The 14228-nt window shown below is 68.4% G+C and carries 9 protein-coding genes; 2 read left to right on the top strand and 7 right to left on the bottom strand.

Features of this window, described 5'->3' with window-relative positions; genetic code table 11:
* Positions 1-46 precede the first annotated feature (46 nt).
* The 7 genes from ACYQ1H_RS06580 to ACYQ1H_RS06550 all read right to left on the bottom strand — a co-directional run bounded on the left by ACYQ1H_RS06580 (position 47) and on the right by ACYQ1H_RS06550 (position 8542).
* The gene (locus ACYQ1H_RS06580; protein ID WP_460027246.1) at positions 47-409 is read right to left on the bottom strand and encodes a hypothetical protein; all 363 of its coding nucleotides are present in this window, start codon (positions 407-409) and stop codon (positions 47-49) included.
* 140 nt (positions 410-549) lie between these two features.
* A complete protein-coding gene (locus ACYQ1H_RS06575; RefSeq protein WP_460027245.1) occupies positions 550-1473 on the bottom strand; it encodes a branched-chain amino acid transaminase in 924 nt (307 codons plus the stop codon).
* 69 nt (positions 1474-1542) lie between these two features.
* Positions 1543-4401: a bifunctional [glutamate--ammonia ligase]-adenylyl-L-tyrosine phosphorylase/[glutamate--ammonia-ligase] adenylyltransferase gene (gene glnE, locus ACYQ1H_RS06570; protein WP_460027244.1), complete on the bottom strand. Its 2859-nt coding sequence runs from the start codon at positions 4399-4401 to the stop codon at positions 1543-1545.
* An 85-nt stretch (positions 4402-4486) separates the two neighbouring features.
* On the bottom strand, positions 4487-5254 hold the full coding sequence (locus ACYQ1H_RS06565) for a tetratricopeptide repeat protein (protein WP_460027243.1): 768 nt from the start codon (positions 5252-5254) through the stop codon (positions 4487-4489).
* Between the two features lie 7 nt (positions 5255-5261).
* Complete coding sequence (locus ACYQ1H_RS06560) at positions 5262-6440, bottom strand: transaldolase (protein ID WP_460027242.1); 1179 nt, start codon at positions 6438-6440, stop codon at positions 5262-5264.
* Between the two features lie 15 nt (positions 6441-6455).
* Positions 6456-6719, bottom strand: coding sequence for a SemiSWEET family sugar transporter (locus ACYQ1H_RS06555; RefSeq protein WP_460027241.1), 264 nt, complete (start codon positions 6717-6719; stop codon positions 6456-6458).
* 275 nt (positions 6720-6994) lie between these two features.
* A complete protein-coding gene (locus ACYQ1H_RS06550; RefSeq protein WP_460027240.1) occupies positions 6995-8542 on the bottom strand; it encodes an 8-oxoguanine deaminase in 1548 nt (515 codons plus the stop codon).
* A 376-nt stretch (positions 8543-8918) separates the two neighbouring features.
* Between ACYQ1H_RS06550 and gnd the strand changes: the two genes are divergently transcribed.
* Together gnd and ACYQ1H_RS06540 are read left to right on the top strand one after the other, a co-directional pair.
* The gene (gene gnd / locus ACYQ1H_RS06545) at positions 8919-10334 is read left to right on the top strand and encodes a decarboxylating NADP(+)-dependent phosphogluconate dehydrogenase (protein ID WP_460027239.1); all 1416 of its coding nucleotides are present in this window, start codon (positions 8919-8921) and stop codon (positions 10332-10334) included.
* A gap of 270 nt (positions 10335-10604) precedes the next feature.
* Entirely contained in the window at positions 10605-14165 is a 3561-nt protein-coding gene (locus tag ACYQ1H_RS06540) for a PPi-type phosphoenolpyruvate carboxykinase family protein (RefSeq protein ID WP_460027238.1), read from the top strand.
* Positions 14166-14228: the final 63 nt, after the last annotated feature.

Below are 14228 nucleotides of genomic sequence, written 5' to 3'. Positions count from 1 at the left end.
GTGGGCAGGGACAGATACCCCAAGGCAGGGTGGCGGCGACTCCGCTTCAGCACAGCCACGTGACGCTCCGCCACCCGGTGCTGGCGCTCGGCCTCGGCATGCGCTTCGGCCAGTTGGACATCGGAGACAAAGGGGATATGGGTGATGACCATGCTGGCGGCGGGCGCGGGCCGGCCGACGGGCAAAGCCCATCCAGAACCTCTCCCCAGCAGCTGGACGCCCCCGCGCTGCACAGCCCAATCGTGTGCCGACGCTCCCGGACGATGTAGCGCTTGACGTCCGCCAGCGTCACCAGCATGCCAAAGCCGCGCAGGTCGTCATTCCACGCCAGGCTGTCGCCGCGCTGGTAATTGGTGGTCCCCGGCTCTGGCGGCTGCTGAACCTTCACGCTTGCCCTGGTCGGCTTCATTCGCATATCTGCTTTCCTTGTCAGCGCTATGTCGGCATCAAAACAGCCGTTCAGGGACGTCGGGCAAATCGCGGACAAGAAAAAGCCCGGGGAATCCGGGCTGTGCAACGTGTGGGAAAGTGGCGGAAACCGCCATTCGCCTACTGGCAACAGGTCAGCCACTCCGCATGGTCGTTGCGGCGGCCGTAGACATAGTCGAAATAGAGGCTTTGCAGCTTCTCGGTGACGGGCCCGCGGGTGCCGCTGCCGATGGCGCGGCCGTCGAGTTCGCGGATTGGCGTGACCTCGGCGGCGGAGCCGGTGAAGAAGGCTTCGTCCGCCACGTACACCTCGTCGCGGGTGATGCGCTTTTCCTGGACCTCCAGGCCCTGCTCGGTGGCGATCGTGATGATCGTCTCGCGGGTGATCCCTTCCAGCGCGCTGGTCAGATCCGGGGTGTAGAGCTTGCCCTTGCGGACGATGAAGATGTTCTCGCCGCTGCCCTCGGCGACATAGCCTTCGTGGTCCAGCAGCAGGGCCTCGTCGCAGCCGCACTCCACCGCCTCGCGTACGGCGAGGATGGAGTTGACGTAGTTGCCGTTGGCCTTGGCCTTGCACATCTGGCTGTTGACGTGGTTGCGGGTATAGGAGGAGGTCCGCACCTTGATGCCGCGCGCCATGTTCTCCTCACCGAGGTAGCTGCCCCAGGACCAGGCGGCGACCATCACGTGGACCTTGATGCCCTTGGCATGCAGGCCCATGGCCTCGGCACCGAAGAAGGCCATCGGCCGGATATAGGCGCTGGCCAGTTGATTGCGGCGGATGGCCTCGCGGTGCGCCTGGTCCAGGGTGTCCTTGTCGAAGGGCATGGGCATGCCCATGATGTGCGCCGAGCGGAACAGTCGGTCGGTGTGGTCGCGCAGGCGGAAGATGGCCGGGCCTCTGGCCGTCTCGTAGGCGCGCAGGCCCTCGAACACGCCGCAGCCGTAGTGCAGGGTGTGGGTCAGGACGTGGACCTTGGCCTCACGCCAGGGCAGCCATTCGCCGTCCAGCCAGATGACGCCGTCTCTGTCATCCATCGACATGGTTGGTTCTCCGAATCGGTTGGGAAAAGGATGTTGTCGCGGCGGTCCGGATTCCCGGCGGCGTCGCTTTCAGCCGATCATGATGGCGTTCCAGATGTGCCGCACCCGTGACCGTTCCGCTTCGAACTCGGATGCCGGGGCGCGGGCCGGGGTTTCCTGCAGGGCGGCGCGATGCACGCGATCGCGGTACTGGCAGTAGGCCTGTTTCAGGAAGGCGGCGTCGTCCGGCGTCACGAACCCGGCCGTCGCCAGGCTCTCCAGCAGTCTCACCACATCGGTCCATTCCGTCAGTCCGGCGCACGCATGGGCCCGCGAAAGAACGCCGAATTGTACTAGAAACTCGATATCCACGATACCGCCGGCATCCTGTTTGAGGTCGAACACATCCGCCTCGCCGGCGCCCAGGGTGTCGCGCATTTTCTCCCGCATCTCGCGTATGTCCCGGCGCAGCGATTCGAGCTCGCGGACGCGGCACAGCGAGCGTTGCCGGATGCTGCCGAAGCGTTCGCCGACCCGGGTGTCGCCCGCCACGAAACGGGCCTTGACCAGCGCCTGCTGTTCCCAGGTCCAGGCTTCCTGCATCTGGTAGGTGGCGAAGGCGTCGATTCTGCTGACCAGCAGTCCCGAGCTGCCGGAGGGACGCAGCCGCAGATCGGTCTCGTAGAGCACGCCGGCCGGGGTGTTGGTCGTCAGCAGGTGGATCAGCCGTTTGCCGAGCCGGGCGAAAAACTCGGCCACCGTGACCGGCTTTGCGCCATCGGTCTGGGCCAGTCCGTCGCCGTCGTAGAGAAAGACGAGATCCAGGTCGGAGCCATAGCCGAGCTCCAGTCCGCCCAGCTTGCCGTAGGCGATGACGCCGAAGCCGTCGGGCTCGTCGGGCTCGTCGGGGCGTGCGCCGGGGGGCACGCCGTGGCGCTGCGCGGTCATGCGCCAGGCATGGCGCATGACGCTGTCGACCACGGTTTCGGCGAGATAGCTCAGGTAATCGCTGACCACCATCAGCGGGATGGCGCCGGAGATGTCCGCCGCCGCCACGCGCAGGACATTGGCCTGCTTGAACTGGCGCAGGGCGATCATCAGGGCCTCGGGATCGTCCACCTCGATGGAGGCCAGCCGGTGGGCGAGTTCCCGGCGCAGTTCCTCGCGGGTCAGCGGCCGGTAGAGGCTGCGGGGGTCCAGCAGCTCGTCCAGCAGCAGCGGATGGTGGGCGATGGCATTGCCGATCCAGGGGCTGGCGGCCGCCAGCTTGACCAGCTGCTCGCGGGCCGGCGGATTCTCCGCCAGCAGGGTCAGGTACACGTTGCGGCTGGCGATGGCCTCGATCAGGCCCAGCAGGCGCTCCAGGGTCTGCAGCGGCGCCGCCGTGCGGGCAGCAGCCCGGATCAGCTCCGGCAGAACCCGCCGCAGTTCCGCCTCACCGCGCGCGGTCAGCTTGCGGATGGCATGCGTATCATGGAAGGCGCCCAGCAGCGGCAGCGCCCCGGCCGTATCGGCAAAGCCCAGCGTGGCCAGGCTGGCGGCGATCTGCCCGGGTTCGCCGGTCAGGGCCGGCACGGCGGCTTCCTCGTTCTGGCCGCCGGCGACGACCTCCCGGAAAATCGCATGTACCTGCTCACGGACGCCGTCCAGCGCCGCCTTGAACCCGTCCCAGTCGGCGTGACCGAGCGCATGGGCGATGGCCAGACGCTCCTCCGGCGCCGTCGGCAGGTCATGGGTCTGGCGGTCGGCGTATTGCTGCAGGCGGTTTTCCACCGTGCGCAGGTAGCGGTAGGCATGTGCCAGCGTGGCCACCGAGGCCGCCGGCATCAGGCCGAGTTCGCCGAGCCGCGCCAGCACGGCCTGGATGCGGCGCTCCCGCAGGCCCTTCTCGTGGCCGCCACGGATCAGCTGGAAGGCCTGGCCGATAAACTCGATCTCGCGGATGCCGCCGGGCCCCAGCTTGACGTTTTCCTGGCGGTCCTTGCGCACCAGCTCGGCGGTGATCTTGCGCTTCAGCTCGCGCAGTTCGCCCAGTGCCCGGTAATCGAGGTAGCGGCGGTAGACGAAGGGCTGCAGGAACGCCTCCAGCTCCCGCCCGGCCTCGAGGTCGCCCGCTAGCGCGCGCGCCTTGACCATGGCGTAGCGCTCCCATTCGCGGGCCTGGCTCTGATAGTAGGTTTCCAGCGCATCGAAGCTCATGACCAGCGGCCCGGAATCGCCGAATGGCCGCAGCCGTGTATCGACGCGGAAGACGAAGCCGTCCTCGGTGATGGCATCGATGACCTTGACTAGGTTGCGTGCCAGTCGGGTGTAGAACTCGACATAGCTGGTCTGGCGGCGGTCCTGGAGTTCGCCATCGTCGCGGAAGGCGAAGATGAGGTCGATGTCCGAGGAGAAGTTGAGCTCCCAGGCGCCGAGCTTGCCCATGCCCAGCACCACCAGGTTCTGCGGTTGTCCGCGCTGGTTGCATGGCGTCCCGCGCGCCGCGCAGGCCTGCCGGAACAGGCATTCCAGCGCCGCCTGCACGCAGTGCTCGGCCAGCAGCGAGACATCCGCCAGCGTCTCGTCCAGCGGCGCCCAGCCGGCGATGTCGCGCCAGGCGATGCGGACCATTTCCCGGTTGCGGAAGCGCCGCAGCGTCGCCATCAGGCCAGGCTCGTCGTCGACCCCGGCCAGGGCCTCGGCCAGCAGTCCGGCGTATTCGTGCTCGCCCCGGGCGCGCCGCAGCCGCCCGCTGTCGACCAGCTGCCGCAGCAGCGCCGGGCGGCGGATGCACTGACCGGCGACGAACGGGCTGGCCGCCCACACCGCGGGCAGGCTGGCCAGGATGGTCGTCGGCAGCGCGGGGGCGTCGTCGCCGGCGTTCTCGCACCAGGACGACCAGGCCAGCCGGACGCCCGGTTGCAGCGACTCGGGCAGGTTCTCGATGGGGGGCAGGTTTTCGCTCATGCGGCAGGGGCTGGGTGAGGGTGGCGGGGTGGGGCGGTCGCCGGCATCGGTCGGGAACCGGGGTCCGCATCAAGGGCGGGTGGCGTCACCGACCGTCGAAGGCGGGCGTGAACAGGCCGAAGAAGTCCGAGTGCCCGGACCGCCCGGCGCGCAGCTCGGCCAGCGCCCGGTCGGCTTCCTCCTTCAGCTTGAGATCGGAAATCCTGAGGCTCTCGCGGATCGGCGCATGGCTGGCTTTCCCCAGATAGTGTCGGGCCCTGTCCATGTCGCCGGCATCGAGATGGTATTCGCCATAGAAGTAGTTGGTGTCGATCGCATCGGGGTAGAGCCGGAGCCCGGCCTCCAGATATTGCCGGGCCAGCTGCTTGTCGCCGTAGAGTATCGGCCAGCCCGGCAGGCGCCGGTAGAGGTTGCCCAGCGTCACATAGGCGGCGCCGTCCAGCGCGGGAGGGTCGAGGTCGATGGCCTGTTGCAGCAGGACGCGGGCCTGTTCGAGCATGTCCAGGGTGTCCAGTCCCAGGGCCGAGGCGCTGTAGGTGCAGAGGATGATGGCCTCGACGATCAGCGGTTCGGCCCGGCCGGGATGCCGGGCCCTGAGCTGGCGGACACGGTCGAGCAGCCCCTTGTAGCGCCCGGAGCGCTGCTCCCGCGGCGCCTCGTAGAAGACACTCGCCCACTCCCCCTGCAGGGCACGGGATTCGGTCTCGACCGCATCCGGGGACCTGGCCAGGCCGGGATGGGCCGCCAGCAGCAGGCAGACCGCCGCCAGCCATCCGCTTGCCCGGCGCCGGATGGCGAGGCCTGCCGTCCGGCTGGCGCGCGTCAGCGAGGGCGGAAGGTCGGGGCCGGCCATCGATCGCTCAGGCCGCCACGGCCAGGTTGACGATCGCGCCCAGCCCGGCGCGCAGTTCCGCCAGGCTGATGCGGCCATCGTGATCGGCGTCCATGGCGTCGAACACGGCATCGGTGCCCAGCCATTCCTCGCGGCTGACGTGACCGTCGCCGTTGACGTCGTAGATCGCGAACAGGTCGCCGGCCGGCCGGGCCACGGCGGTGTCGCCCTCCAGCTGGCGCAGGCGCTGGGCCAGCAGGGCCTCGGTCTGTTCGAGCGCCCTGGCGAAGCCCTGGATACCCTCGGCCAGCTTGTCGGAGGCCATGCGATCGGCGGCGTGCAGGCGGTCGAAGGTGTCCTTGTCGACGTGGATGCGCTCCAGTTCGGCGTCGGCTTCCGCGGCGGGATCAAGCTTGCGCGCCAGCGTGCCGGTTGCCGATTCCAGTTCCTTGAGCAGGGCCGGCGAGATGGTCAGCAGGTCGCAGCCGGCCAGTTCGAGGATTTCGCCGGCGTTGCGGAAGCTGGCGCCCATGACTTCGGTCGGGTAGCCGAATTTCTTGTAGTACCGGTAGATCTGGGTCACCGAGCGCACGCCCGGGTCCTCGGCCGGGGCGAAGTCCTTGCCGGTCTCCTTCCGGTACCAGTCGAGGATACGGCCGACGAAGGGCGAGATCAGGGTCACCCCGGCCTCGGCGGCGGCGATGGCCTGATGCAGACCGAACAGCAGCGTCAGGTTGCAGTGGATGCCCTCCGCTTCCAGCTGTTCGGCGGCGCGGATGCCCTCCCAGGTCGAGGCGATCTTGATCAGTACTCGCGCGCGGTCGATGCCCGCCGCCTCGTACTGGGCGATGATGTGGCGCGCCTTGGCGACGGTGCCCTCGGTGTCCCAGGACAGCCGGGCGTCCACCTCGGTCGAGACGCGGCCGGGGATGATGTCCAGGATGCGCTGGCCGAAACGGATGGCCAGTCGGTCGAAGGCGGCCGCGACCACGGCCTGGGAGGTGGCATCGGCGCCCAGGGTATGGCGCGCCTCGCGCAGGGTCTCGTCGACCAGCTCCCGGTATTCCGGCATCTGCGCCGCGGCGGCGATCAGGGACGGGTTGGTGGTGGCATCGCGTGGCCGGTACTGGCGGATCGACTGGAAGTCGCCGGTGTCGGCGACCACCACGGTCATGGCACGCAGTTGTTCGAGCAGGGATGGGGTCATGGTCGGCTCCGGGGGTCAGCGGTCACGTTCGAACCAGAATTTCATGCCGATGATAGCCGTAGACAGGATCAGGGTGATGCCGTTCGCCAGCACGATGGGCGCGGCGCGGATGGCGATGCCGTAGATCAGCCACAGCAGCACGCTCAGGCTGAACAGCAGGAACATGCCGGTCGATATGTCGCCGGCCGAGCGGGAGCGCCAGGTCTTCAGCACCTGCGGGACGAAGGAAAGGGTGGTCAGGGTGCCGGCGATGGTGCCGATCAGGTCAGTGTTTTCCATGCGGCGTGGGCTGTTGTCGCGGACCGGCAAGGGTGTGGCGGGGGCGTGTCATCAAGGCGGTGCGACTAGCTGGACGATCGTCGCGGCCGCCGATCCCGGTCTGGCCGGGGATGCCCCAGCCGGGTTGCCATCATAGAGGGCATGGGCGGCCTGGGTCGAGGGCGTCGGCGCGGTCGAGGCGGCGATGCCCGGCAACTCGGCCGCCATCAGGATCGGCGATGCCGCGCCCCGGCCCCGGGACGGATGCCCGCGCTGCCGTGGGCGCGATGGCCGTTTCAGCCGTTGATGACGCGGAGCGCCGCCCGGTTGCACTGGCTCATGACCCCGGGCAGGTCCAGGCTGGTGATCCGGCCCTCCTTGACGATGGTGCGACCGTTGATGACGGTGTACGCCGCCCGGACCGGGGCGCAGAACACCAGGGACGCGACCGGGTCGCTCATGCTGCCGCCGGCGAAGCTGATCTGGTTGAGGCCGACGGCGAAGCAATCGGCGCACTTGCCGGGCTCCAGCGAGCCGACGTCGTCCCGGCCCAGCACCGCCGCGCCGCCCAGCGTGGCAATCTCCAGCGCCTCGCGGGCGCTCAGCCACTGCTTGCTGTCGGTGGGCGGACCGCCCGCCGTGCGGGACAGGTTCAGTCGCGCCAGCAGCAGGGCCTGCCGCGCCTCGCCGAGCATGTGCGAACCGTCGTTGCTGGAGGCGCCGTCCACGCCCAGGCCCACGTTGACCCCGGCCTGCCGGTATTTCCAGACCGGGGCGATGCCCGAGGCCAGGCGCATGTTGGAGCAGGGGCAGTGGGCCACGCCGCAGCCGGTCCTGGCGAACATGGCGATTTCAGCGTCGTTGATGTGCACCGCGTGGGCGAACCAGACATCCCGGCCGACCCAGCCGAGCCTTTCCATGAGTGTCGCCGGCCTCAGGCCATATTTCTCCAGCGTGAAGCGTTCCTCGTCGGGAGATTCGGCCAGGTGGGTGTGCAGCCTGACCTTGTAGTGCCGCGCCATCCTGGCGGACTCGATCATCAGGTCGGCCGTCACCGAGAACGGTGAACAGGGCGCCAGCACGATGCGGGTCATCGCGCCGGGTCTGGCGTCGTGATGGGTTTCGATGACGCGCTGGCAGTCCCTGAGGATCGCCGGCTCTGCCTCGACGCAGCTGTCCGGCGGCAGGCCGCCCCTGGAGGCACCCAGCGACATGCTGCCGCGCGAGGCATGGAAGCGTACGCCTACTTCGGCGGCGGTCTGGATGGCGTCGTCGAGCGTGCAGCCATTGGGGAAGAGATACTGCTGGTCGAAGACCGTGGTGCAGCCCGACAAGGCCAGCTCGGCGAGGCCGACCCGGATGGCCAGCTTGACGTCCTCCGGCTGCATCCGGGCCCACATCGGATAGAGCACCTTCAGCCAGTTCCAGACGTTGCCGTCCTGGGCGGCGGGCACCACGCGGGTCAGGTGCTGGTAGAGGTGATGATGGGTATTGACCAGGCCCGGCAAGAGCAGGTGGTCCTTGAGGTCCAGCACCTCGTCGGCGGTCTTCGGCAGCTGGCTGCTGGGGCCGACCTGCCGGATGATGCCGTTCTCGATGTAGAGGCCGCCGTCGGGGATTTCCCGCCGCTGCGCGTCCATGGTGACCATGACGCTGGCGTTCCTGACCAGCATCGTGCGTGGACGCTGGCCCGCATGCGTGCCGGCCTCGGCGCGCGTGCCCGCCAGCACAAGGCCGGTGGCCGCCACCGGCCCGGCTGCCAGAAAGCCCCGGCGCGACATGCCGGTGGCTTCGTCGGGCAGGGCGCTGGCGGCATTTTGCTGGGTGTCGTCGCGGCTCATCATCGTGGTTCCTGGATTGGGTGATGGGGGACGCCTGCCGGCGCATCGGCGATGGTGCGTCAGGTGAGGCGCTCCGCTGAAATTCTGCCGATATCGATCCACACCGGCTTTCCCCGGGGCCGCCCGAAGCGCCGGCGTTCCCGATCGCCGCATGCGCCCACGGGTCTGGCCGGCAGCCTGGCACGGCGGTGGCCGGCCGGGAATCGGCCATGGCATCGTCTCCCGCCTGGAAATGCGTGACAAATATCGATTAACCCGTAGTCTGTGGCGTAACCTGCGCCTGCCACCCGGATTCCGGCGAGCAAAGGGCCGCAGCCGGGCCGGCGTCCCTTCCGGCTCCACCGCCTTATCCAGAAAACAGCGATTGCGAGGAAATCTTATGCGTCAATGCGACATCGGTCTGATCGGTCTCGCGGTCATGGGCGAGAATCTGGTTCTCAACATGGCATCCAAGGGCTTCAGCGTCGCGGTCTACAACCGCACCACGGCGGTAACCGACAGGTTCGCCGAGGGCCGCGCCAAGGGCAAGGCCATCGTGCCCTGCCGAACGCTGGAGGCATTCGTCGGCGCCCTGGTCAGGCCGCGCAAGGTGCAGATCATGGTCAAGGCCGGCGCGCCGGTGGACGCGGTGATCGAGCAGCTCATCCCGTTGCTGGAGCCCGGCGACATCGTCATCGACGGCGGCAATTCGCTGTGGACGGATACCCAGCGCCGGGAAAAATACCTGAAGGAGAAGGGGCTGCATTTCTTCGGCGTCGGCGTGTCCGGCGGCGAGGAGGGCGCCCTGAAGGGGCCCAGCATCATGCCGGGCGGCTCGGCCGAGGGCTGGCAGGCCATCGCGCCGATCTATACCCGCATCGCCGCGGTAGCCGAGGGCGAGCCCTGCTGCCGGCACATGGGCACCGACGGCGCGGGCCATTACGTCAAGATGGTGCACAACGGCATCGAGTACGGCGACATGCAGCTGATCTGCGAGGCCTACGCCATCCTGCAGGCGACGCTGAACCCCAGCGCCGATGAACTGGCGGGTATTTTCGCCGAATGGAACCGGGGCGAGCTGGATTCCTTCCTGATCGACATCACCGCGAAGATCTTCACCCGCAAGGATCCGGAAACCGGCCGGCCGCTGGTGGACCTGATCGTCGACAAGGCCGGCCAGAAGGGCACCGGCAAGTGGACGGTGGGCCATGCCACCGAGATGGCGGTGCCGCTGTCGGTGATCGCCAGCGCGGTCGAGGCGCGCATCCTCAGTTCGCTGAAGGCCGAACGGGTGGCGGCTTCCCAGGTGTTGCCCGGCCCGGCCGTGACGCCCTATGCCGGCGACCGGCAGGCGCTGATCGACGCGGTGCGCGATGCGCTCTACGCCAGCAAGATCATCAGCTACGCCCAGGGTTTCGTGCAACTGGGCGCGGCCTCGGCGCTGTACGGCTGGCATCTCAATTTCGGCGACATCGCCTCGATCTGGCGCGGCGGCTGCATCATCCGGGCGCGCTTCCTCAACCGCATCACCGAGGCCTACCGCCGCGATCCGGCCCTCAAGAACCTGATCCTCGACCCCTATTTCCGCGACATCATCGTCCAGTCCCAGGCCAACTGGCGTCAGGTCGTCCAGCTGGCCATCGGCCACGGGGTTGCCGCGCCGGCCTTCTCCGCGGCCCTGGCCTATTTCGACAGCTACCGGGCGGAGCGACTGCCGGCCAACCTGCTGCAGGCCCAGCGCGACTATTTCGGCGCGCACACCTACGAGCGCCTCGACAAGCCGGAAGGGGAGCACTTCCATACCGAGTGGTTCTGATCCCCGTCGGGATCGCCGGGCCGGGTACCTGTCCCAATCCTGGGCGGGTCCGCCCGCAAAGCGTGCAGCGGCCGGTCGGACCGCTGGCGCGAGCGGCCCGGGTCGTTGCTGCCGGACCACCGGCGCCAGCGGTCTGCCGGTACCGGGGAGCTGCCGCCGGGGGCTGATCCGAAGCAGGCCCGAATCCTGCTTGGGTCCTCGTGACCGCCGCTCGCAAGGCTGGCCTGCCCGCGTCGCGTCACCCCCCACAGCTTGCCGGAGCCCCGCCCCGTGGACATCAAGTCGACCCTTGGCCTCAAGACGCCGAATCCTGCCGCCGCCGAGGACAGCCGCGACCGCCACCTGCTGAACATCAACCTGAAGCTGGCGGCGGTCGGCCAGCCGATCTGCGAGCAGGTCGACAGCGGCGAATTTCTCAGCGTGACCCGCGACCTGGTCGACAGCTACCTGGCCCAGGCCCGGCTGATCCCGGAGTACCTCTGCCCGGCCGACCAGCGCATCCAGGACTTCCTCGACCGCTATATCCGCGGCCTGGGACTGGAGTCGGTGCCGCGCCTGCCGTCCACCACTCTGGTGCTGCACCGCTACGGCATCGCCCGCGAGCTGTCGCTGCCGCCCCACGGCGATACCTTTGCCTCCGACATCGTCAAGAGCTACCGGGTCCGCCAGGGCATCCTGCACAACACCCTGCGCGACCGCCGCACCACCGAGGGGTCCTTTCACATCGCCGACGGCGGGTTGCCGATTCCCGGCGACAAGCAGGCGGTGCCCGGCATCGCCTTCGCCCGCATGCTGGATGCCGCCCTGAATCCGCCGGTGGAACTGATGCGGCTGCCCTTCACCGCCAACGAGGAGGTATCGGCGGAGATCTTCGTGTCGCTGCTGATCCGGCCGCCGGTCTGCCCGGAGGTGCCGGGCCGTTGGCCGCAGAAGAGCATGGAGATCCGCTTCTTCGCCCCGGGCGGCATGGTGTCCAACCTGGATTTCGTCGAAAGCATCTTCGGCAATGCCGGCAATCCCTACCTGCCCGACAACGACGCCGGCCTGGATGTCGACCACTGGACCGGGCATACCGGCTGCGTGCTGCTGGCGCCGCACATCCTCGGCATGACCAAGAAGGCGCTGGGGCTGCCGCATGCCGACCGCGCCACGCCGCGCCAGATCGCCGACGGCATGTTCTGGCGCGAGCCGGACGAGCCCTACAACGACGGCAGGCCCTTCAAGATCACCGCGCGCGACGCCTCGGGCGTGATCGTGACCCTGCTGACCGACAACTACTTCGGCTACTGCAAGAAGGAGGTCAAGACCCAGATCGGCTTCGCCGCCAACCTGTTCGGGCTGGCCGAGGAGGAGCATGCCGGCGGCGCTCTCACCTTCCCGCGCCACAACCATGGCGAGGAGTTCGGCGCCGACAACCGCAACCGCAAGACGCATCACAGCTTTGCCGAGGTGACGGCGCTGTTCGGCGATCTGATGGAGGTCAAGCCCGAGGGCTACGGTATCGACAAGCGCTTCCCGGCGCTCGTCTACGTGCCGGAGAACACCCAGTTCGACCTCAACCGGCAGCTGCTGAGCTGGCAGCGCGACGGGCTTACGCATACCCTCAAGCTACAGCCGCGGTTCACCTACATGCTGCCCAGCGGCTACAAGCTCAACATGGAAAAGCATCCCTCGGCGCCGTCCTGGCGGCTGGTCGGCACCGATGCCGAGGGTGTGTTCTGCCACAAGCCCTGCACCGTTTCGGGTGGCGGCAAGTCGGAAATCTCCAAGTCGATCGGCAACGCGGTGCTGTTCGGCCCCATGTTCGTCAACGACCTGCATGCCGATCTCGACCAGGTGCGGGCGATCTTCGAGCGCGACTACCGCGACCGCTTCCTGCCGGGGCTCGCGCTCAACGAGGAGGAGCAGCTGGACCTGCCCCTGCTCAGCCTCGACCGCAGCCTGGGGTCGGTCATTCGCGTTCTCACCGCCTCCGCCAACCGCTACACGCCCGACTACAACGCCTGGCTGGACAGCATCCCCAACCGTATCAAGTCGATGGTGTTCATGATCAAGCGCTTCTACAAGCCGGAGTGGGGGACGGACTGGCGCCGGCACTTCAGCGTCGACTTCATCAACGGCAGCCCGGGCAACGAGCTCAAGCTGGACGACCGTCCGCTGGTGGCGTCCTATCTCAGGGTGGGATTCGAGCCTGACGGTGCCTGGCGTGTCTTCAAGCTGCGGCAGGACTACATCCCGGCCGCGAAGGTGCAGATGGAGGACGACATCACCGTTGCGGTGGTGACCCCCATCCGCCATCTCAGGTATCCGCCGGCCCTGCCCAATCCCTGCGTCAAGCTGACCCTGAACTGCGAGTACCGCCTGTTCCAGCGGCCCGACGACGCCGTACACCGGGGGCTGGATGCGCAGGCCGAGCGCGACCTGGCCGAGCCCGGCAACTTCCTGTCCAACTTCGAGCCGCTGGGCATCGCCCAGGTCCGCGGCCTGGTCGAGGACGTGATCGGCTTCGACCGCTACAGCGGGCCGATGCGGGACTTTCTCCGGCTGGCGACCGCCGCGGGGCAGGGCTATGCCGTGTCGTCCGCCCATCCGCGCCTGGTCGGCGGCAGGCCCAGCCAGAATCCGCGCTACCTGCAGCTGCGGCCCGATCTGGCCGACGAGTTTCCCAGCCATGTCGCCGTCATGGGCGCGCGCCTGCAGCGCCGGGTGCCGGCGCACGAGCCGGTGGTATCCCCGGTCACCGCCGTCCTGGCGGGCCGGCGCAACAATCCGCCCGATCCCAAATCCGGCCTGCGCCCCCTGTGCGTCTACAACCCCATCCACTACCAGGAACTGCCCGAGCTGTTCATGGACTTCATCTGCAGCGTCACCGGCAAGTCGCCCTCGACCACCGGCGCGGGCAGCGAGGGGGCGCTGACCAAGGGACCGTTCAACGCGCTCAGGGCCACGGCCGATCTCAACAACGCTCTGGTGTCGATGATCCTGACCGGCTACGGCGGTTTCAGCAGCGCCGCCGGGCATGTCGGCCCCGGCATGCGCATCGATCACGACATCAGCCTGCTGGTGCCGGAAATCTGGTCGCGGCTGCCGCCCGCCCTGCACGATCCGGCGGCGCTGATGGCCGAGGGCTTCCTGGACCGGGTCGAGGATCTCGACTACCAGGGCCGGACCGTGCTGGCCAGCCGGCTTGGCTACCGCATCAATTCGCACTTCGTCCACCGCTTCTGCGGCGCCATCTTCGATGCCTCGACCACGGTGCTGGCCGAGGCCATGCTCAAGCCCGAGACCCAGGATCTCGCCTGCTTCGTCGATGGCGTCGACAACATCGTCGAGGCGCAGCGACGGGTGGCCCTGGCCTATCTGCACGACCGCAGCATCGAGGATGCCTGTCCGCCGCTGGAGGCGCTGCTGTGGATCATGGCGACCGGCGACTACCGGGGCATGGACATCCACCACCCCGGCATCCGCCGGCTGTTCACCCGCGAGCACCTGCTGGCTTCCGACTGGTACCGCCAGCGCCTGACGGTCAAGCAGGTGCGGGACATGGACCTGTGCCAGCGGCATATCCGCTATCTGCGCCATTTCATGGAGCAGCCGGGGCATCGGCACTATGTGCGCAAGCTGCGCCTGCAGGAGCGGCTCGACCGGGCCCTGCGCCAGCTGGCCGAGGTCAGCGATCCCCAATACCTGGAGACGCTGACCGGTACCATCGGCGCCGATCCCATGTCGCGCGTGCCGTGCGGGCCGGCCGGCAGCCCGTTGCAGCGGGTGGCGGCGTCCGGCCGCGTCCGTTCCTGGATGAACCTCCCGGCGCCCGGACTCAGGACCTGAGCGGCGGGCGGGGACGCCGCCGCCTGGCCTCCGGGACTGCGCGGCATTCGTCAGCGAGAGACC

The organism is Methyloparacoccus murrellii (assembly GCF_054657115.1).
This window is presented reverse-complemented; position numbering and strand designations above follow the sequence as displayed.